Source organism: Sphaerisporangium sp. NBC_01403 (assembly GCF_045040145.1).
Classification (GTDB): domain Bacteria; phylum Actinomycetota; class Actinomycetes; order Streptosporangiales; family Streptosporangiaceae; genus Sphaerisporangium; species Sphaerisporangium viridialbum.
Genome location: NZ_CP109534.1, coordinates 2,572,436 through 2,590,996 on the forward strand (window position 1 = coordinate 2,572,436; position 18,561 = coordinate 2,590,996).

Genomic DNA, 18,561 nt, shown 5'->3' on the forward strand with positions numbered 1-18,561 from the left:
GTTGGCAGGTCACCAGCCGCCGGTCCGGGCAGTATCGCCTCCGCGCCTAATCGATCACTAAATACCACAACACAGTCCCGGACGAATTGGCGCTGACGTGAGGTCCGCTGCCGCGTGCCCAGCGAATGTCTGATCTGCGGATCAGGAGGGCTCGCAGGCCGGCAGGGTGACGCTCACGGTGAGGCCGCCGCCTTCGCGTGGGCGGGCGTTGATATGACCCTCGTGGGCTCTGACGACCGAGCGGACGATGGACAGGCCCAAGCCGGCGCCTTTGGCGGTGACCAGCCGTTCGTCGCCCAACCGGCGAAACGGTTCGAACAGAGAAGGGATCTCGTACGGCGGCACCGTGGGCCCGGTGTTGCTCACCTCCACCTCCACAGTGGCGTCGGGGTGGGTGCGGCTGAGGACGCTCACCCAGCCGCCGTCCTTGACGTTGTGCCTGACGGCGTTCTCCACCAGATTGTGCACCAGTCTTTCCAGCAGCAGCGCGTCGCCCAGGGTGAACGCCTCGCCCGCCTGCTCCTTCACGTGCGCGCTCTGCGCGCCGTGAATCTGCCATGGTGTGCCGCTGATGTGGGAGTAGAGGTCGGCGTACGCCTTGTCACGAGGGCGGCCGGTGCTCTGAAGCAGCGGTACCGCACGGGCGAGCTGATCTTGCCGGACGAAGCACTCGGCCAGCCGCTGTGCCGAGGCGACGTCGCCGGACTGCAGAGCGACGGCCTTGGACAGGTGCTTCTCCGCGTCGCCGAAGCGGTTGGACAGCAGAGCGATGTAGCCAACCTGGGCGGAGGCGTGCGCGTTCCGCGGATCCTTGCGCAGGAGGCGCCGATAGCCGCGCTCGGCCTCGACGAACCTGCCCTCCTTGAACAGCTGATCAGGATCCCCGGGGGAGGCGAACGCCGGGCTCGGGGCGGAATCCAGCAGGGCAAGGCTCGCGCCCGCGGCCACGGCCAGGCCCGCTCGCCGCAGGAACCCGCGCCGGTCAGGGTGGTGGAAATCGTCTCGAGAGGTCATGCCGTGTTCCTTGCGTCGTGCTCCCACAGAATCGCACCGCCGAGATGACCACGGCGGACGCGAGGCCAGACCACACGTAGGCGCGTTTCCTCGGCGTTTCCAACGTCCGTCGCGTGCCGCTGCTCCGGGGCACGAGCGCTCCGAGCATGAAGACTGCCGAGCGCGGCTATCCCTTCGCGCATCTGCTGGATTCGGTGAGGGCCTGAACGTGGTGAAGAATTGGAACTCGGCAAATAGGGACATCTTCTGCGGCAAGGCCGGCGAGCCGACCGGGGATGGCCGTGAGCACGTCGAGGTGTCCGCGCTCGCCCTCCACCTGGTCCAGGCCGCGATCGCCTACCTCAACACGGTCATGATCCAAATCGGTGCAGATCGCACTCCTCGTCCGCGATGCCGGCTAGGTCGGGCCAGTCGGCCGCTCTTTTGATCTACAAAGTAAAGGGCGCCGTAGTGGGGAATGAACACCGACTACAGACCGGAATACATCCGCGGTCGCCGAGGCTCAACATACGACGGTCAACCGGCAGCACACCTGTGTCAGTGAACCGACCAGACGCTCGTCGCCGCCGGCCGAGTGACCGCGGCCAGACACGAGGGAAAGGCACATCATATGAAGATCGGCATCATCGGAGCCGGCCACATCGGCGGCAACCTCACCCGCCGTCTCACCGCCCTCGGGCACGAGGTGGCCGTCGCCAACTCGCGCGGTCCCGAGACCCTCACCGAGCTCGCCGAGGAGACCGGCGCCACGCCCGTCCACGTCGAGCAGGCCACGCGTGGTGTCGAGGTGGTCGTCGTGGCCATCCCGGTCAAGAGCGTCCCCAAGCTGCCCGCCGGCCTCTTCGACGGGGTGCCGGACAGCGTCGCCGTCATCGACACCGGCAACTACTACCCGCAGCGGGACGGCCTGATCGCCCCCATCGAGGAGGGCGTGACCGAGAGCCGCTGGACCGAGCAGCACCTCGGCCACCCCGTGATCAAGGCGTTCAACGGCACCTACGCCCAGCACATCCTCGACCTGCCGCGGCCCAAGGGCACCCCCGGCCGCGTCGCCCTGCCGGTGGCCGGCGACGACGAGGCGGCCAAGCGGGTCGTCCGTGACCTCATCGACGAGCTGGGCTTCGACACCGTCGACGCCGGAGGGCTCGACGAGTCGTGGCGCCAGCAGCCCGGATCGCCCGTGTACGGCCAGTCGGTGGAGGCCGACGCGATCCGTGACCTCCTGGCCAAGGCCACTCCCGAACGCCCCGACGACTTCCGTGCCTGACCCGGGCGGGGAACCCCCCGGACGCACCGCCGGTACCTGGTCCGGTGGTGCGAATGGCCTGAGGACTTGATTCCGCGGGGTGAGTCTCATCGGTTCAGGAGGAGGTCTCAGCCTCGCGGGGTGAGTCGCATCGCCTGGTTCAGGATGGAGTCGTCGACGTCCGCCTGGAGCAGTCCGTTGTCGAGGCCGGGGACGCAGCCGATCCAGACGACGACACCGGCGGGTGGCCCGTCCGCGTAGCCGAACAGGTAGTGAAATACCCGGCTATGCGTGCTTTCGCCACCCTGGCACGTGTGGTCACTCGGCCGGGTGTCCGGAGAGTTCAGCGCCGCCGCCAGGCTCGTGGCCGCCTGGCGGCCGTGCTGCGCCCGGGGACGCCGCGCGCCGGAGGAGGCGGCCTCCCCGCACACCAGGACCGAGACGGGCCGGCCGGGCACCATCCACTCGTTCTGGCCCCGGCGCTGGGCTGGCCCGTCGCAGGGGTCGTCGGGGCGTACGACCTTCCACGTTCCGGTCCGGTAGGCGGCGGTGATGCTCGGCCCCATGTACGCCTCGCTGGTGGTCGTGCCGTTGGTGGTCGTCACGCACGCATTGACCTCCTCGGCGGTGCCCACCCAGATCGCCTCGCCGCCGGGGTAGGCGAACCGGATGAGGTAGTTCGTCATGGGGCCGCCCACCGCTGTGCAGGGGCCGTCGCGATTCTCTGTGGTCACCGGGAGGTAGGCGAGGTCGCGGGCCATCGCCGTGGCCTGGCCCGTCAGGGTACGGGTGCCGGCGAGCCGCTCGCCTCCCGGGCGGAAGTTCTCCCCCGGGTAGGCGCAGATCGTCGCGGCGACGGGCTCGCCGGGTACCAGTGACGCCTCGGCTCCGTCGATTCCGGTGGCCTGGGGCACCCAGCCGCCGATCCCGGCGCCGCCCCATCGTTGCGGGCACGTCGCCGGTGCGGACGGCGCGCCGCCCGGCGAGCGCGAGATGAGTACGGCCGACGCGCATATCGCGATCGAGGCCAGGGCGATGCCGGCCGCGTTGAGAAGAAGCCTCACAACGCTGAGACGCCGCTGGAGGCCGATCGGTTCGCTCGGCCCTTGGTATGTCGCCGGTCCGGCCGTCCGGGAAGGCCGTGCCGCCCTAGAAGAGGCTTCGTTTCTGGGGCAGGTCGATGACGCCGAGGAGGGCGAGCAGGACGAATCCGGCGAGGGCGGCGATGAGGAGCCAGGCGACCGGGTGGCCGAGGTTGATCGTCCAGGAGGAGCCGAGCCGGGCGTGCAGGAGGAGTGCGGGGTCGCGGCGGTTGGCGTAGACGGTGCCCGCGAGGAACCAGTGCCGGTCGTCGTCGCGTTGCGCGACCCCGGAGTCCTCCTGGTCCTCCCCGGGGAGGGCGGCCAGGCGGTGCCCCGCCTGGCCCACCTTCGTCTCCCAGACCAGCCATCCGGCGACCATCGCGGCGAGCGGGAGGCAGGTGGCCGCCTGCCAGGCGATCGTGGGCGGGATGACCTCCCAGAGCAGCAGGGCGGAGATGAGCAGGCCCAGGTTCAGGCAGGCGGCCGAGAGCAGCGACAGTGCGGCGATGCCGCGCAGGTAGACGCGGTAGCGGCGGGCCGAGCCCGTGGGCCTGGCCGCGTCGAGGTCGGGCCGGGCGCGCAGCACCACCAGGACCGGCACGAGGACCAGGAGGGTGGTCGCGGCCTGGTAGGCCACCGGTTCGAAGGCGTTCAGGAACGTGGTGGGCTCGCGCGGTGCGGGGGATGTGCCGTACGCGAGGAACGGCGGCAGCGTGGGAGGCAGCCCGCCGTACCGTGACCAGCCGATGGCGGCGGTGAGCAGCGTGATCGCCAGAGCGGGCAGGCTCCAGCGCCAGGGCACGCGGACGGGGTCGGTGCGGAAGGTGGTGTCGGCGGTGACGGCCTGACGCCGCTCGGCCTGCCAGCGCCCGGCGTCCTTGGCGGCGCGGACGTTTCGGTGGGCGCGGTGGTAGAGCAGCAGGTCGGCCGCGGCCAGGGCGGTGGCGGTGGCGCCGGTCACGGCCGGTTCACCCGTGGCGAGCAGCACGGCGGTCGAGATCGTCGCGGCGATCGCGGCCGCCGTGACGGTCAGGCGGGCGAAGCTCCGGCGCTGGGCGATGACGTCGGGGTCGGCCACGCGTTCGGCGCTCACGCGGACGCCGAACGGCAGCGTCGGCCTGGCCAGCGCGGGCAGGGCCAGGGCGAGGCAGGTGACCAGCGCGAGGAGGGCCAGGTGGGCGGCGATGAGCGGGGTCATGGCGTTTCCTTGAATTCGGTCAGCATGGTCTCGCAGCGTCGCATCACGTCCTCCAGGCCCAGGCCGTGGACGGTGGCCTCCGCCAGCAGCACGCGCATTCGCTCTTCCCAGTCGTCGGTGAACCCGGCCTCGGGCGGGCCGGTGGCGGGGTCGCGCCTGACGACCGCGCCGCTCTTGCGGTTGATGCGGATGACGCCCTGCTGTCGTAGCAGGTCGTAGGCCTTGTTCACGGTGTGGAAGTTGATGCCGAAGTCGGCGGCGAGCTGCCGGGTCGAGGGCAGCGGGTCGCCTTCCGTGGCCTGCCCGCGGGCGATCGCCTCCACGATGCGGTCCCGGATCTGCTGGTAGATCGGGACCTCGCTGTCGAGGTCAAGGGTCAGCTGCACACCGACAGACTATCTGATATACAACTTATAGAACAGATGTCACTCGCCAACACGACACAGGAGGACATCGTGATCGAGGTAGGGATCCACGAGGGGACGCTGACCGTGTTCTTCGCCCCGTGGACACGGCCGTTCACCAGGACCGACGCGGTGCGCGTGCCGCTGGAGGCCATCGCCGAGGCGCACCACCTCGACCGGCCGCTCACGGCGGCCACGGGGGTGCACTCCGGCCTGCTCGTCAGCGGCTTCGCCAAGGTCGGCACCTGGACGTCCCTGAAGGGCGTCAGGCGGCTGGTGGCCGCCCGCCGCGGCGTGCCCGGCCTGCGCATCGTCCTGAAGGGCAGGGTGGCGGGCTACGACGAGCTGATCCTGAGCGTCCGGGACGCCGGTGAGATCCGGCGCCACCTGGCGGCGGTGCTGACATGAGCGAGGGCTCCTGGGGCATCGAGGTGCGCGGCCTGACCAAGACCTTCGGGCCCGTGGCCGCCGTCACCGACCTCAGCTTCGGCGTCGCGCCCGGCACGGTCGCGGGTTTCCTCGGGCCGAACGGCGCGGGCAAGACCACCACCATGCGGATGCTGCTGGGCCTGGTCGCGCCGACCTCCGGCACGGCCACCATCGGCGGCAGGCGTTACGCCGACCTTGCCCGGCCGACCGCGACGGTCGGCGCGGTGCTGGACGGCTCGGGCTTCCACCCCGGCCACACCGCGCTTGACCATCTGCGCGTGTACGCCCGCATGGGCCGGTACGGCACGGCCCGTGCCGCGCGGGTCGCCGAGCTGACGGGGGTGTCGGCGTTCGCGGGGAGGGCTACGCGCACTCTGTCCACCGGGATGCGGCAGCGCCTCAACCTGGCCACCGCCCTGCTGGGCGATCCGCGCGTGCTGCTGCTGGACGAGCCGGGCAACGGCCTCGACCCCGAGGGCATCGCCTGGCTGCGCCGGTTCCTGCTCGACCTGGCGGCCGAGGGGCGCACCGTCCTGGTCTCCAGCCATGTGCTCGGCGAGATCGAGCAGGTGGCCGACCAGGTCGTGGTGATCCGCGAGGGCCGGCTGGTCGCCACCGGGCCCATCACCGGGCTGTACGGCGCGGCGGCCGTGCTCGTCCGGTCGCCGGAGGCGGACCTGCTCAGGGCCCGCCTGCTGGACAGCGAGGGCGAGGCCGGGGGGGTGATCCGCGTGGAGGCTCCGGGACCGGGTGTCCTGCGCGTTCACGGCATGACCACCGCACAGGTCGCCGCCGTCGCGGCGGCGCATGGCATTCCGCTGCACGAGATCACCCTCGAACGTCCCACTCTCGAGGAGGCGTTCCTGAACATGACCGGAGGTGCCCGATGACCGCGCTCGTCTCGGCGGAGTGGACGCGCCTGACCTCGTCCAGGCTGTGGCTGTGGGGCCTGCTGGCCGCGCTCGGCAGCGGAGCCCTCGTCGGCCTGCTCGCGCTCGTGGGCCCGGAGAACTTCACCCCTCCGCTGCCGGGCTTGGCCAGCGAGGAGGGTACCCGGGTGCTGCTCGGGCTGCTGGGTTTCACCATGTTCGTCCCCGCCCTGATCGGCACCGCGGCCGTGGCCTCGGAGTACCGCCACGGGACCGTCACCACCACGGCGCTGTTCGCCCCGAGGCGCTGGACCTGGCTCGCGGCCAAGCTGGTGGCCTACGCCGGTGGCGGGCTCGCCTACGGCGTGGTCGCGGCGGGGGTGGCGGCGGGCGCGCTGTTCGCGGTGGCCGCCCTCAAGGGGATCGCCCTCGGCCTGCCCGCGGGCACGGTGCTGGCGCTGCTGGGCCGCATCGCGCTGACCATGGCGGTCTACACGCTGCTGGGCGTGGCCGTGGGGGCCCTCCTGCGCAACCAGGTGACCGCGCTGGTGGTCGTCGGCGCCTACTTCTACATGGTCGAGACCGCCCTGATGCTCGTACCTGGGATCAAGGCGGTCTACCCCTACCTGCCCGGCGGCGCCACCGCCGCGCTCACCGGGTTCACCTACCTGGCCGAGGCCGTCGCCGGTCAGACGGGCACGGAGGCCGCCCGGCTGCTCCCCGCGCCGGTCGGCGGCGCCGTGCTGCTGGCGTACGCCCTGGTGGCGGCCGTGATCGCCGTGGCGGCTCCGCTGCGGCGGGACATCGGCTGACCCGCACCCCTGGTCCCGCCGCCGCGGCGGGACATCCCTACCCTCGCCCGCTGGGCTGTCAGGTGAGCATGTCCAGCACGCGCTGCTCCTTGGCCGGGTCGATGCCGTGCCGGGGCCTGTCGGACCGTGGCACGGGGTCTCCTTCGGCCTGGAGCCAGGCCCAGGTGTCGGCGACCGTCTCGTGGAGCGGGCGGCAGGTAAGCCCCGCGTCGTGGGCGGCCGTGACGTCGGAGTCGTGCATGCCGCCGTACTCGGCGTCCTCGGGCAGCCAGATCGGCATCTCGGTCCAGGGGCTGACGCCCGCCTCGTCGAGCACCTCGGGGGAGGCCCAGACCAGCTCGGCGTCCGACGCGGTGACCTTCACCGCGGTTTCGAGCAGCTCGCCCATGGTGGTGTACCCGGCGCGGCTCACGGTGTTGAACGTGCCGCCGAGGCCCCGCCCGGCGCCGGCGAGCATCCACGCCGCCAGGTCCCTGGCGTCGATGTACTGGAGCGGGCGGGCGGGGCGGCCGGGCGCGAGGACCCGGCCGCCGCGCTCAAGCCGGCGAAGCCACCAGGGCAGCCGTCCGATGTTCTCGTACGGCCCGAGGATCAGCCCGGCGCGGGCGAGCAGGGCCCGATCGCCGAAGGCGCCGAGGACGGCGAGCTCGCCGCCGCGTTTCATGGCGGCGTAGTCCTCGCTGTCGCCGCCGGGATCGCCCTCCACCACCGGGGCGTGCTCGTCGGCTCCGAGGGGGACCGGCCAGTGGTAGACCGACCGGCTGGACACGTATCCGTAGTGACCGGTGCGGCCGGCGAGCAGCTCGCAGGAGTCGCGGACCACGCGCGGGGCGCCGCTCCAGGCGTCCACGACCGCGTCCCACTCCCGGTCTCCAAGGGCGCGGCGCAGCGCGCCGGGGTCGGTGCGGTCCGCGATGAGCGGTTCGACGCCCGGGGCGGGGGACCTGCTCACACCGCGATTCAGCGTGGTGACGTCGTGGCCGGCCGCCAATGCGGTCTCGACGACGGCCCGTCCCACGAAATGCGTTCCACCAAGAACAAGAAGCCTCATAGCGGCCATCCTGGTTCCATCGGGACCAGCAGCGCCTCGAATTCACCACGGGCGTAGCCGTGAGCGAGGGCGCGCCGTGCTTCCTCCGCTTTGGTCGGCGAGGTGCCGGTTCGGCGACTACAAGGCGATCAGCCCGGCGTTGGTGGGCGCGAATCCGCAGGCGTCGAGGTAGAAACCGCGCAGGTGGTCCTCGAAGTCGACGTGCAGCCACTCGCACCCCGCGGCGCGCGCCTCCTGGGTCGCGATGGCGACGAGCCGGGTGGCCACGCCGTGGCGTCGATGGCGCGCGGTGACCAGGGTGTCGAGGAGGAAGGCGTGGACGCCGCCGTCCCAGGCCACGTTGACGAAACCGGCGAGCGCACCGAGGCCTGCCGCCTCGCGACCGGCGGCGGCGCCGTCCTGCCGGGCGCAGACCCATCCCAGGCTGTGGCGGTTCACCTGTGCCCACCAGTCGTCGTCCAGTGGCGGATGCTGGAAGCCCTCCGCGTGCAGGGCGTTGACCTCGGTGTTGCCGAAGGCGCCGCGCCATTCGAACGTGATCGTCATAGGGGCGATCGTGGGCGTGCCCGCGCCGGGCCCGCAACCGGTTTTCCGGGCCGTGGCGAGGGTGTGTTCGCCCCGGAACCACACCCCGGAACCACACCCCGGAACCACACCCCGGAACCACGCTCGGCGCCGTCCAGGCCTGAGGCCGGGGGCTGGAGAGATGGCACCCGCGACGCCGCGCGGGTGCCCGTCGGCCGGGATGCGGGGTGTCAGACTTCGAGGGCTTCGGCGGCGAGCCTGGTGCCCTCCACCCGGGCGGCGATCTTGCCGAACGCGATCTCGCGAGAGGTGGAGGTGTCGTCGGCGAACGGGGCGAATCCGCAGTCGTCGCAGCTGCCCAGCTGGTCGACCGGTATGTACTGGGCAGCCCGAAGCAGCAGGTCGCGTACCTGCTCGGGTGTCTCGATGCGCGGGTCGATCGGATCGGTCACCCCGATGAAGACCCGCACCCCCGAGGGCAGGTTGTCGCGGATGATGGCCAGCACCCGGTCGGGGTCGGGCTCGCTGGCCAGCTGGATGTAGAAGTTGCCGGCCCGCAGCCGGAAGAGCTTCGGCAGCAGGCCCGCGTAGTCGACGTCCAGGCTGTGGGTGGAGTCCTGGTCGCCGCCCGGGCAGGTGTGCACGCCGATGCGGGCCCGTTCGGCCGGGCTGAAGCGCTCCAGCACCTGGTTGTTGAGGGTGACGAAGTCGTCGAGCAGGCCCCCGCTCGGGTCGAGCTTGAGCGACAGCCTGCCTTCGGTGAAGTCGAGCTGTACGACGTGGGCGCCGGCGTCCAGGCAGCCGCGGATGTCCGCCTCGGCCTCGGCGGTCAGGTCGTCCAGGAAGGATTTGCGGGGGTAGTCGGCGATGCCGTCGGCCGGGTAGAGCAGGCTCAGCGCCGACGGTGCGATGACCGCCTGCTTCACCGGGAGGCCGGTGTGGCGCTGCGCTTCCCGCAGGTAGGTCTCGGCGTGCACCTGGTATCGGAACGGGCCTGAGGTCAGGCGCGGGAGCTGCCGGGTGTGGCCGTCGGCGAAAGGGATGACCGCGCCGTCGGGGCTGAGCCCGTCCAGCCCGGTGATGGGGTAGGTGGCGAAGCTCGGCTTGGACTGCTCTCCATCGACGAGGACCGGGCAGCCGAGTCGCTCCAGGCGTGCGACGGTGTCGGCGACGGCCTCGGCCTGCCGTGCGGCCAGCTCGGCGTCGCCGGTGCGGCCTTCGGAGTGACCGGCGAGCGCGGCCAGCAGAGCGGGGGGTCGGGGGATGCTGCCGATAGGTTCGGTAGGAATGCCCATGAGGCGAGCCTAGATAACGATCTGTGCTTCATCAATCACCGATCCAGGCCCCGGGCCTGTCAGCGGTGGGGCAGGGTCGGATGCGGGCTGTCGCCGGCCGTGGTGCTGGTGATGGCCCAGCGCTCGTGGTCCCGCCAGGCGCCGTCGATGAACAGCAGATCGGGGGAGAGGCCCTCGTAGCGGAAGCCGAGGCGCCGGACCAGCTTCAGCGAGGCGTGGTTGCCGGGCTGGATCTGGGCTTCCAGCCGGTGGAGCCGCAGTTCCTCGAAGGCGTAGCGCAGCACCAGGGCGAGGCCTTCGGACATGTACCCCTGGCAGGCGCTGGGGGCGAAGGCCGCGTAGGCGAGGGAGCCGTTCTGGAAGCGTCCGCGGATGATGCTGTTGATGTTGATGGTGCCGGCGATGGCACCGGTCTCCCGCACGTGGACCAGCAGGCCTTCGGCGGACAGCGGGTCGTCGAACCGCGCGAGGTAGGTCTGGAACTCCTGCGGTGTGGCGGGCAGTGACATGTACGGGTGGTGCAGGCCGGTGCTGGCGCGGACCAGCTCGACGAACCGGTCCTGGTCGTGGAGGGTGAGCCGGCGCAGGGCCACGCGGGAGGAGCCCGCCGCGTGACCGGCCAGGGACGTCGCCACAGCCATTCCTTCGCCTTCGTGGTTGTGCGTCACGAGTGGAACGGTATCGCGGCCGGTGTCCCGGCCGTCGTCATCCCGGGGTCACTTGCTAACAGCCGTTCCGGGTCGCCGGAGCGGGCGTGGGCTTGCACTTGTCGTACGCCGCGCTGAAGGCGTCGAGGAACGGCTCGAGCGCGGTCTCAATGCTGACGTCCGGGTTGAAGAAGGAGTAGGTCCTGCCGATCACGTCCTGGAGGCGCTCGGTGGATTTCCGTTCCGCCGGCCCTGCGGATGTCCCCGGCCGGTATTGCCGGCCCCCCGCCGCGTTGACCGCCCCCGTTTTCGCCCATGGCGACGTGACGCCGGGGTGCCGGCGTTCACGCGGCTCACATTCACCGCCTGGCCAAAGTGACCACCGGTGAGATGGGGCAGTGCAAGAAATGCGGCGGCGTCTAACCGGCGTCAAGATGGGCGACGAAATGGGTAAAACGCCTGGAATTTCGGCTGATAACTATCAGCATGGAGTGGAGTTCGCCTACCGCAGGGCGCCTCAGCGGCCGCGCGTCCGTACGGAGTCGTCCCCGCGGGTGGTGCGCCACCACTCTCCGGCCACCAGGGCGTACCCCCCGCGTCGAGGCTTCCACGTGGACCTCGCACTCGACGAATGACGGGTTCGGATGGCCTGGTCGGAGAGGGTGCGGCCGGGTAGGGGTAGGGCGTCGGCCTTGGCGCACAGGACGGGGGTGCGGCTGTGCTTCGCTACCTGGACAGGGACCGCCTCGCGATCGTGGCGGCACTGGTGGCCCCGCTGGCCGTCTCGGCGGTGCTCGTGCCGTTCCGCGCGGGCCTGTCGAACACCAACGTGGCCCTCGCGCTGGTCGTCGTCGTGGTCGCGGTGGCCGCCAACGGGCACCGCCTGGCGGGCGCGCTCGCGGCGGTGTCGGCCGCCCTGTGGTTCGACTTCTTCTTCGCCCCGCCCTACCAGCGGTTCACCGTCACCAGCCCCGCGGACATCCAGACCGCCGCCCTGCTGCTCATCGTGGGCCTGGCCGTGTCCCAGCTGGCCGCCCGGGCGCGGCGCCTGCGGGTGGTCGCGGTCACCGACGCCGGCTACCTGGCCCAGATCCACGACACCGCCGAGCTGGCCCAGTCGTCCAGGTCACCCGAGGTGGTGGTCGACCACGTCAGGGCCCAGCTCACCGACCTGCTGCAGCTGCGCGGCTGCCGCTTCCAGTACGGGATCCTGATCGGCCACCCGCCCCGGCTCGAACAGGACGGCTCGGTGGTCTGGGGACGCAGGCGCTGGGACGTCGACCGGCTGGGCCTACCGGACGAGGAGGTCGAGCTGCGCACGCTCGGCAACGGCCATTTCTACGGCCGGTTCCTGCTCGACCCCACACCTGGGGCCGTCCCGCCCCTGCAGGCGCGCCTGGTGGCGGTCACCCTGGCCGACCAGGTGGGCGCCGCGCTCGACACGGCCGCCAACGGCTAGGCCAGGCACCCTGAGGCCAACGCAAGCGAGGAGGAGGCCAGGGAGCTGTACGACGCCTTCGCCGTGCCCGCCCCCGGCGCGCCGCTGTTCCAGGCGGCAGCCGCCAACCTAAACCCCTGGACCGAGGCCAAGGTCGGCACCGGCAACCCCGACCGGGGACCGCTGCTGATCATCTCCGGCGAGAAGGACCACACCGTCCCCTGGGCCATCGCCAACGCCTCCTACAAGCAGCAGAAGGACGACCAGGCGATCACGGAGATCGTCGAGATCCGCGGCCGAGGCCACGCGCTGACCATCGACAGCGGCTGGCGCGAGGTCGCCGACACCGCACTGGAGTTCGTCAAGCGCTTCGTGTGACCGGCGCCGGACGAGACCAGGCGAACACGCCTCCAGGGCACCGGGATGGCCTGGAGGCGCGCGGGTCCTAGAGTGATCGGGTGCCTGTCGAGCGGCTGACCCACAACCGGTCCAACGGGGTGACCGGTGGCATCTGGCGCGAGGGCGGCGTCGTCCACAAGATCCTCACCCACCGCCGCGACGACGCCCCCGGACACTGGTCCTCCTCCGCCGACCCGAGGCACTGGAACTACTGGCGCAGGGAAGCCCTCGCCTACCGGTCGGGACTTCCCGGGCGGCTCGGCCTAGGCGCGCCGGCCGTGCTCGACGTCAGGGAGACCGGTGAAGGCGACATAGAACTGCTGCTGGAGGACGTCGAAGGCCGGCACTCGTCGGCGTTGTCCGTGGAGGACGTCGTCGCGACCGCCCGAGCCCTCGGGCGGAGCCAGGGACGCGCGGACCTTCCCCGGGACCCCTGGCTCAGCACGGGCTTCCTCCGGGACTACAGCACCTCACGCCCTGCCGAGTGGCACCTGCTCGACGACGATCGGGCGTGGTCCCAGCGACTGATCGAGGACCACTTCCCGCGGGAACTCCGCGAGGGCCTGCTGCGCCTGCACCGCGACCGTGAACGCCTGCTGTCGATCATGGAGGCGCTGCCCCGCACGGTCTGCCACCTCGACGTCTGGCCCAACAACATCGTGCGGCGCCCGAACGGTGAGGTGGTCCTGCTCGACTGGGCCTTCGCCGGGGACGGGGCTCTCGGGGAGGACATCGGCAACCTCGTCCCCGACTGCGTCTTCGACCTGCTGCTGCCCCACGACGTGCTCGACGAGCTCGACGTCCGGGCCACGCGGGCCTACCTCGAAGGACTTCGCGAGGCCGGCTGGTCCGGCGACGAACGCGTGGTGCGGCTGGGCATCTGCGCCGGCGCGGTGAAGTACGACTGGCTCACGGTCAGGAGCCTCGAAACGGCCTCGGCCGACCGGCACCGTGGCTACGGCGACGTCACCACCGCCGACCCGGACGCCGGCTACGCCGCCCGAGCGGCCGGCCTCTCCCTCTGCGCCCGCTGGACCCGCGAAGCCACCGACCTCGCCCACACTCTTGGCCTCCACTGACCCAATCCCTTGTTGCCAGGTACACGGCAAAGGACTCTCCCACCCGCATTGGGATTTTCATGGCGTAATTTACGGAAATATCCCCGTTAAACGCCACTAAAACGATGTCGATGGAGTTAAGGCGGCATGGAGCACGTTTTAGGGCATGTCGCCCCGGGCGTTGGGTGGGGATGGGAACCGTCCGGCGAGAATGGGAGTGTCACCGTCTGCGGGGGCCGTGCCGTGAACGACTCGTTGCGCCAGGTGGCCGCCCTTTCAAAGAGCGCAAAAGGGGACAGGCACATGAACACTCGTCTTCTCGCCCTTCCGGTCGTGGCGGCTCTGTCGCTCACGACCGCCTACGGCACCTCGGCCGGCGCCGCCACCGGCGCGAGCGAGGCCGCGGTGACGGCGGGCGTCGTCCAGGCGCCGAATCCCACGCCGGCCTCCTCACCGGTCGGCCCGGGGTGCTCGTCCCTGCCGCAGTCGGGCCCCGGGAGCGTCGCCGACCTGGCGAGGCTGCGGGTGGTCACCGCCGCCGCGCACAGCCCGGACCTGTCCACCTTCTACTCGGCCGTCAACAAGGCGGGTCTGGTGAACAAGCTGAACACCACCAAGGACATCACCGTGTTCGCGCCGACCAACGACGCCTTCAAGAAGCTCGGGAAGCGGAAGCTCGACAAGCTCCTCGCGGACAAGAACGCGCTGACCAAGGTGCTCACCTACCACGTCGTGCAGGGCAGGAAGACGCCCGACGACCTCAAGAGGGGCAGCTTCACCTCCCTGGAAGGCGACAAGATCACCACTAGGAACTCCCGTGACAAGATCAAGGTCAACGACGCCCAGGCGGTCTGCGGCAACCTGCAGACCCGGAACGCCACCCTCTACCTGATCGACGGGGTCCTGACGCCCAAGAAGTGAGCTAGGGCCCCTGGGGGCCGCGGTAGGGGAGCGTCTGGCTGTACACGATGCTGGTGGTCGTGCTGCCGAGCTGCGCCAGCTCGTTGACCAGCTGTTCGAGGTGGGCCATCGAGGCCGCGGCCACCTTCAGCGTGTAGCAGTCGTCGCCGGTGGTCCGCAGGCACTCCAGGATCTCGAAGCGCTCGGCGAGCAGCCGGTGCAGGGGCTCGTGCCGGCTCCCCGGGTACTTGAGGCGCACCACGGCGAGCACGGCCAGACCGACCTTCACCAGGTCGACGCTCGCGTGGTAGCCGGTGATGACGCCCGCCGCCTCCAGCCGCCTGACCCGCTCGGTCGCCGCGGAGGCGCTGAGGTTGACCCGCCGGCCGAGCTCGGTGAGCGGGATGCGGCCGTCCCGCTGCACCTCGACCAGGATCGACCAGTCGGTGGCGTCAAGACTCTCGGTCATCGGGCAAAGATACCGGCAGATCCACGGCTGATCGGCCGGTACGCCGGGAGAAGCCCCTTCCGGCCGCAAGTGATCACTCGATAGCCTTGACCAGTGCAAATAGGGGTGAACGTTCCGAACTTCGGGCCTGGCACCGACCCTGACGTGCTGCGGAGCTGGGCGCAGACGGTCGAGGGCCTGGGCTTCGACCTGCTGATGGTCTCCGACCACGTCGCGGTGACGCCCGACGTCGCCGAGCAGTACCCGGCGCCGTTCTACGAGCCCTTCACCACGCTGGCGTGGCTGGCCGGCGTCACCCACCGGATCCGGCTCGGGACCACCGTGCTCGTCGTGCCGTACCGGCACCCGCTGCTCATCGCCCGCATGGCCGCCAACCTCAACCGGCTCAGCGGTGATCGGCTGGTCCTCGGCGTGGGCATCGGCTGGGCCCGGCAGGAGTTCGAGGCCCTCGGAGTCCCCTTCGAGCGGCGCGGGAGGCTGACCGACGACCACCTCCGGGCGGTGCGCGCCGCCTGGGAGAACGACAACGACTACCGAAGCGGGCACATACCGATCTGGGTGGGCGGCAACAGCGACGCGGCCCTGCGCCGGGCGGTACGCCTCGGAGACGCCTGGCACCCCCTGCGGTTCACCCCCGGCTGGCTGGCCGAGTCCGTGGACCGGCTGAAGGCCGTCGCGGCCGAGCTCGGACGGCCCGTCCCGGCACTGGCCCCCCGCATCGCCCTGCGGCTCACCGAGTCGCAGGTCACCGGCCCGGAACGGCTCGCCGGCGAGGGCACGATCGACCAGATCGCCGACGACCTCGAACGGCTGCGCCTTCTCGGCGCCGGCACCGTCGTGCTCGACCCCTTCAACGGCGACCCGCGCGAGACCTGCCACCCGCGTACGGCGTGGCAGGCGCTCGCGGCCGTGTCCGCCCGCTGGGACCTCGGCGCGCGAAACCCACGAACGGAGCGACAGTGACACACGACGACGAACGCCTTCTCCGCAGGGCCATCGAGCTCGCGAGCGCGGCCAGGGCGGGCGGGAACCCGCCGTTCGGGTCGCTGCTGGCGGGCCCGGACGGCACCGTGCTCGTAGAAGACCACAACACGGTGCTCACCGACGGCGACATCACCGCCCACCCCGAGCTGAAGCTGGCCAGGTGGGCGGCCCGCGAGCTCGACCCCGCGACCGCCGCCGCCACCACGATGTACACCAGCTGCCAGCCGTGCGGCATGTGCGCGGGCGCGATCGAACGATCCGGCCTCGGCCGCGTCGTCTTCGCGCTCTCCACCGAGCAGCTCACCGGCCTCAAGCCGGCCGCCGCCGCCGCGGGCGCGCGCCAGGAGGGCCCGGCGCTGTTCGACGAGGCGCGAGTGCCGGTCGAGGGCTACTACACCTGACCCGCCGCGGGGGAGCCGATCTCCCAGTGCGCCGGATGGGTGAGCGAGGGAGGAAGCCTCGTGCCTGCGTCGCCCCTGGCGGCGTGGAGCTGGGACTGGATGAGGAAGATGCTCCCGGTGAGGTCGGCGCCGCTGAGGTTCGCGTCCCGGAGGTCGGCCCCGATGAGATCGGCCATCCTCAGGTCGGCGCCCGTGAGATCGGCTCCGATGAGGTAGGCCCCGCGCAGGCTGGCGCCTCTGAGGTCGGCGCCTCGGAGATCGGCCCCGATGAGGTCGGCTCCTCTGCGATCCTTCCTCCTGCGGCCGGCTCCGGCCCGCACCAGCTCGCTCGCGCGCAGCAGCAGGGCGTTGACCTCCTGCCGGTGCGCGGCCACGTCCAGCTCCGCGAGCGCGCCGGGCTCGTCGAGGGTGAGGCGTTCTGTGCGGTCGTACGCGAGGCTCAGCTCGCCGTGGATCGCCCTGGCCGGCTCCAGCGTCAGCGCCTCCGCCAGGTACCAGAGCAGCTCGTGGAGGTGCCGCATGACCGTGAACACCTCGAACATCCGCCTGGCGGTTCCCGGGGCCCGCCGCCAGTCGCGCCCGCCGAAGGTGACCTGGGCGACCTTCTGCCCCGCGCCGAAGCAGTCGTAGACGGTGCACCCCGGAAAGCCCCGCTGCCTGAGGCCGTCGTGGATGCCGCAGCGGAAATCCGGGCGCAGGTTCGGGCAGGCCTGCCCGGCCGCCTTGTCGATCGCGAAGTCCGCCGAGGCCGAGAAGGCCGGCGCGACGCAGCACAGCGCGAAGCAGCGCTCGCAGTCGGCTCGCAGGTCGAGGCGGCCCCTGCCGGCGAGGGCTTCGGCGTGATCGCGTTTCTCGGACAATGTGCGTGGTCTCCTGGTGGGTCGAGAGCACCGCTTCTGGGCGTTCTAGGCTGGGACTTTACTCTGGTGGACGGGGTCGGCCGGGCGATGGCGGGATCGGTGCGGCGTATCCTCCGGCCGCGGCGGGCCGCCCGCAGTGGGTCCGTCGTCGCGCTCAACCGCGCGGTCGCGGTGTCGATGGCGAAGGGCCGGCCGGACGGGCGTCTCCCGTCGCTGCCGGGCGGGCAGGTTCAGTGGTCGTCCGCCAGGCGGGCGGCTCTGGCGTGGAGGTAGCGCTGCTGGGGGAGGCTGGTGGTCCGCAGGGCCGCCTCCTGGTAGGAGTGACGCGCCGCCGCGCGGTCACCGGCCATCTCCAGCAGGTGCGCGCGCACCGCGTGCAGCCGGTGGTCCCCGGCGATCCGCTCGTCGTGCTGGAGCTTCGCGACCAGGTCGAGCCCCGCCTGCGGGCCCTGTGCCATGGCCACCGCGACGGCGTGGTTCAGCGCCACGACCGGGTTGCCGGACATCCGCAGCAGCAGTTCGTACAGCGCCGCGATCTGGGGCCAGTCGGTCGCCTCGGCGCTCGGCGCCTCGTCGTGGACCGCGGCGATCGCCGCCTGGAGCTGGTACGGGCCGGGTGCTCCCTGCGGGAGCGCCTCGGTGATGAGCGCCACGCCCTCGGCGATGTACGCGGCGTTCCACAGGCTCCGGTCCTGCTCGGCCATCGGCACCAGCCCGCCGTCCGGCGCGGTACGTGCCGGGCGGCGCGCGTCGGTGAGCAGCATGAGCGCGAGCAGCCCCGCGACCTCGCCGTCGCCGGGCAGCATCCGGTGGACCATGCGGGCCAGCCGGATCGCCTCGGCCGCCAGCTCACCGCGTTGCAGGTCAGGCCCCGAAGTACTGGCGTATCCCTCGTTGAAGATCAGGTAGAGCACGTGGAGGACCGCGCCGAGCCGTTCGGCGTGCTCCGGATGCCGGGGCATGCCGAACGGGATGCCGCTCTCCTTGACGCGCTGCTTGGCCCTGCTGATGCGCCGGGTCATGGTCGCCTCGGGCACCAGGAACGCCCGGGCGATCTCCGCGGTGGTCAGGCCGCCGACCGCCCGCAGGGTGAGCGCGATCTGCGACGCCGGCGACAGTGAGGGATGGCAGCACATGAACAGCAGGATGAGCGTGTCGTCGGTGCCGGACGGCGTCCTGCCCGCCGCGGGGGCCGGGGACGGCTCCAGCGGTGCCCACCTGGCGACGGTGTCCTCTCTGCGGCGGCGGGCCTGCTCGCCGCGCAGCAGGTCGGTGAGCCTGCGCGACGCGACCGTGATCAGCCACCCTCGCGGGTTGTCAGGGACGCCGTCCCTGGGCCACCGCGTGGCGGCCGCGAGGAGCGCCTCCTGCGCCGCGTCCTCGGCCGTGTCGAAGTGCCCGTAGCGCCGTACGACCGCGCCGAGGACCTGCGGCGCCAGCCGGCGCAGCAGGTCCTCGACCTCGGTGTCGGGCACGAAAG

The 18,561-nt window shown here is 71.5% G+C and carries 23 protein-coding genes; 11 read left to right on the forward strand and 12 right to left on the reverse strand.

All coding sequences use genetic code 11. The annotated features are described in order from the left end of the window. Window positions 1-141: 141 nt before the first annotated feature. Window positions 142-1,014, reverse strand: coding sequence for an ATP-binding protein (locus OG589_RS11465; protein ID WP_405148538.1), 873 nt, complete (start codon window positions 1,012-1,014; stop codon window positions 142-144). Between OG589_RS11465 and OG589_RS11470 the strand changes: the two genes are divergently transcribed. Both OG589_RS11470 and OG589_RS11475 read left to right on the forward strand, forming a co-directional pair. Next, window positions 1,013-1,441 (forward strand): Tn3 family transposase, encoded by a 429-nt coding sequence (locus OG589_RS11470; RefSeq protein WP_405148540.1) that lies wholly within the window; start codon window positions 1,013-1,015, stop codon window positions 1,439-1,441. The two genes, OG589_RS11465 and OG589_RS11470, sit on opposite strands and share 2 nt — an antisense overlap. Before the next feature lie 147 nt (window positions 1,442-1,588). Then, window positions 1,589-2,281: an NADPH-dependent F420 reductase gene (locus OG589_RS11475; protein ID WP_405148541.1), complete on the forward strand. Its 693-nt coding sequence runs from the start codon at window positions 1,589-1,591 to the stop codon at window positions 2,279-2,281. 107 nt (window positions 2,282-2,388) lie between these two features. On the opposite strand, the gene OG589_RS11480 is transcribed toward OG589_RS11475, so the two are convergent. The 3 genes from OG589_RS11480 to OG589_RS11490 form a co-directional block, all read right to left on the reverse strand. Next, the gene (locus OG589_RS11480; RefSeq protein WP_405148543.1) at window positions 2,389-3,324 is read right to left on the reverse strand and encodes a hypothetical protein; all 936 of its coding nucleotides are present in this window, start codon (window positions 3,322-3,324) and stop codon (window positions 2,389-2,391) included. A gap of 85 nt (window positions 3,325-3,409) precedes the next feature. Continuing rightward, window positions 3,410-4,540: a DUF1648 domain-containing protein gene (locus OG589_RS11485; RefSeq protein ID WP_405148544.1), complete on the reverse strand. Its 1,131-nt coding sequence runs from the start codon at window positions 4,538-4,540 to the stop codon at window positions 3,410-3,412. Next, window positions 4,537-4,926, reverse strand: a complete 390-nt coding sequence (locus OG589_RS11490; RefSeq protein WP_405148546.1) for a GntR family transcriptional regulator — start codon at window positions 4,924-4,926, stop codon at window positions 4,537-4,539. Before OG589_RS11490 ends, OG589_RS11485 begins: the two co-directional genes overlap by 4 nt. Before the next feature lie 69 nt (window positions 4,927-4,995). Here OG589_RS11490 and OG589_RS11495 point away from each other — a divergent pair, with 69 nt between their 5' ends. From OG589_RS11495 to OG589_RS11505, 3 genes are read left to right on the forward strand one after another with little or no spacing between them, the layout of a single operon-like run. Continuing rightward, the gene (locus OG589_RS11495) at window positions 4,996-5,352 is read left to right on the forward strand and encodes a hypothetical protein (protein ID WP_405148548.1); all 357 of its coding nucleotides are present in this window, start codon (window positions 4,996-4,998) and stop codon (window positions 5,350-5,352) included. After that, window positions 5,349-6,263, forward strand: coding sequence for an ABC transporter ATP-binding protein (locus OG589_RS11500; protein WP_405148549.1), 915 nt, complete (start codon window positions 5,349-5,351; stop codon window positions 6,261-6,263). Before OG589_RS11495 ends, OG589_RS11500 begins: the two co-directional genes overlap by 4 nt. Next, the gene (locus tag OG589_RS11505) at window positions 6,260-7,054 is read left to right on the forward strand and encodes an ABC transporter permease (protein ID WP_405148551.1); all 795 of its coding nucleotides are present in this window, start codon (window positions 6,260-6,262) and stop codon (window positions 7,052-7,054) included. Before OG589_RS11500 ends, OG589_RS11505 begins: the two co-directional genes overlap by 4 nt. A gap of 58 nt (window positions 7,055-7,112) precedes the next feature. Here the strand turns inward: OG589_RS11505 and OG589_RS11510 are convergent, their stop codons facing one another. From OG589_RS11510 to OG589_RS11530, 5 genes are all read right to left on the reverse strand, one after another. After that, window positions 7,113-8,105 carry an NAD-dependent epimerase/dehydratase family protein gene (locus OG589_RS11510; RefSeq protein ID WP_405148552.1) on the reverse strand — a complete coding sequence of 331 codons (993 nt, stop codon included), beginning with the start codon at window positions 8,103-8,105 and terminating at the stop codon, window positions 7,113-7,115. Window positions 8,106-8,222: 117 nt separating this feature from the next. Continuing rightward, complete coding sequence (locus tag OG589_RS11515) at window positions 8,223-8,651, reverse strand: GNAT family N-acetyltransferase (RefSeq protein ID WP_405148553.1); 429 nt, start codon at window positions 8,649-8,651, stop codon at window positions 8,223-8,225. Window positions 8,652-8,860: 209 nt separating this feature from the next. Then, the gene (locus tag OG589_RS11520) at window positions 8,861-9,925 is read right to left on the reverse strand and encodes a cobalamin-independent methionine synthase II family protein (protein WP_405148555.1); all 1,065 of its coding nucleotides are present in this window, start codon (window positions 9,923-9,925) and stop codon (window positions 8,861-8,863) included. 59 nt (window positions 9,926-9,984) lie between these two features. After that, window positions 9,985-10,560 carry a GNAT family N-acetyltransferase gene (locus tag OG589_RS11525; RefSeq protein ID WP_405148557.1) on the reverse strand — a complete coding sequence of 192 codons (576 nt, stop codon included), beginning with the start codon at window positions 10,558-10,560 and terminating at the stop codon, window positions 9,985-9,987. 88 nt (window positions 10,561-10,648) lie between these two features. Then, window positions 10,649-10,786, reverse strand: a complete 138-nt coding sequence (locus OG589_RS11530; RefSeq protein WP_405148559.1) for a hypothetical protein — start codon at window positions 10,784-10,786, stop codon at window positions 10,649-10,651. 504 nt (window positions 10,787-11,290) lie between these two features. On the opposite strand from OG589_RS11530, the gene OG589_RS11535 reads away from it, so the two are divergent. The 4 genes from OG589_RS11535 to OG589_RS11550 all read left to right on the forward strand — a co-directional run bounded on the left by OG589_RS11535 (window position 11,291) and on the right by OG589_RS11550 (window position 14,388). Continuing rightward, on the forward strand, window positions 11,291-12,031 hold the full coding sequence (locus tag OG589_RS11535) for a DUF4118 domain-containing protein (RefSeq protein ID WP_405148560.1): 741 nt from the start codon (window positions 11,291-11,293) through the stop codon (window positions 12,029-12,031). Between the two features lie 63 nt (window positions 12,032-12,094). Continuing rightward, complete coding sequence (locus OG589_RS11540) at window positions 12,095-12,388, forward strand: hypothetical protein (RefSeq protein ID WP_405148561.1); 294 nt, start codon at window positions 12,095-12,097, stop codon at window positions 12,386-12,388. 80 nt (window positions 12,389-12,468) lie between these two features. Further along, window positions 12,469-13,488 carry a hypothetical protein gene (locus OG589_RS11545; RefSeq protein WP_405148562.1) on the forward strand — a complete coding sequence of 340 codons (1,020 nt, stop codon included), beginning with the start codon at window positions 12,469-12,471 and terminating at the stop codon, window positions 13,486-13,488. Between the two features lie 282 nt (window positions 13,489-13,770). Next, complete coding sequence (locus OG589_RS11550; protein ID WP_405148563.1) at window positions 13,771-14,388, forward strand: fasciclin domain-containing protein; 618 nt, start codon at window positions 13,771-13,773, stop codon at window positions 14,386-14,388. A 1-nt stretch (window position 14,389) separates the two neighbouring features. Here the strand turns inward: OG589_RS11550 and OG589_RS11555 are convergent, their stop codons facing one another. After that, window positions 14,390-14,836 (reverse strand): Lrp/AsnC family transcriptional regulator, encoded by a 447-nt coding sequence (locus OG589_RS11555; protein WP_405148565.1) that lies wholly within the window; start codon window positions 14,834-14,836, stop codon window positions 14,390-14,392. A gap of 93 nt (window positions 14,837-14,929) precedes the next feature. Here OG589_RS11555 and OG589_RS11560 point away from each other — a divergent pair, with 93 nt between their 5' ends. Further along, complete coding sequence (locus OG589_RS11560; protein WP_405148567.1) at window positions 14,930-15,799, forward strand: LLM class flavin-dependent oxidoreductase; 870 nt, start codon at window positions 14,930-14,932, stop codon at window positions 15,797-15,799. Next, window positions 15,796-16,221, forward strand: coding sequence for a nucleoside deaminase (locus OG589_RS11565; protein ID WP_405148568.1), 426 nt, complete (start codon window positions 15,796-15,798; stop codon window positions 16,219-16,221). The genes OG589_RS11560 and OG589_RS11565 overlap by 4 nt, the downstream gene beginning before the upstream one ends. Here the strand turns inward: OG589_RS11565 and OG589_RS11570 are convergent. Both OG589_RS11570 and OG589_RS11575 read right to left on the reverse strand, forming a co-directional pair. Further along, window positions 16,212-17,081: a pentapeptide repeat-containing protein gene (locus OG589_RS11570; protein ID WP_405148569.1), complete on the reverse strand. Its 870-nt coding sequence runs from the start codon at window positions 17,079-17,081 to the stop codon at window positions 16,212-16,214. The genes OG589_RS11565 and OG589_RS11570 overlap by 10 nt on opposite strands. Window positions 17,082-17,311: 230 nt before the next feature. Then, window positions 17,312-18,556, reverse strand: a complete 1,245-nt coding sequence (locus OG589_RS11575) for an RNA polymerase sigma factor (RefSeq protein ID WP_405148571.1) — start codon at window positions 18,554-18,556, stop codon at window positions 17,312-17,314. Between the last annotated feature and the right edge of the window lie 5 nt (window positions 18,557-18,561).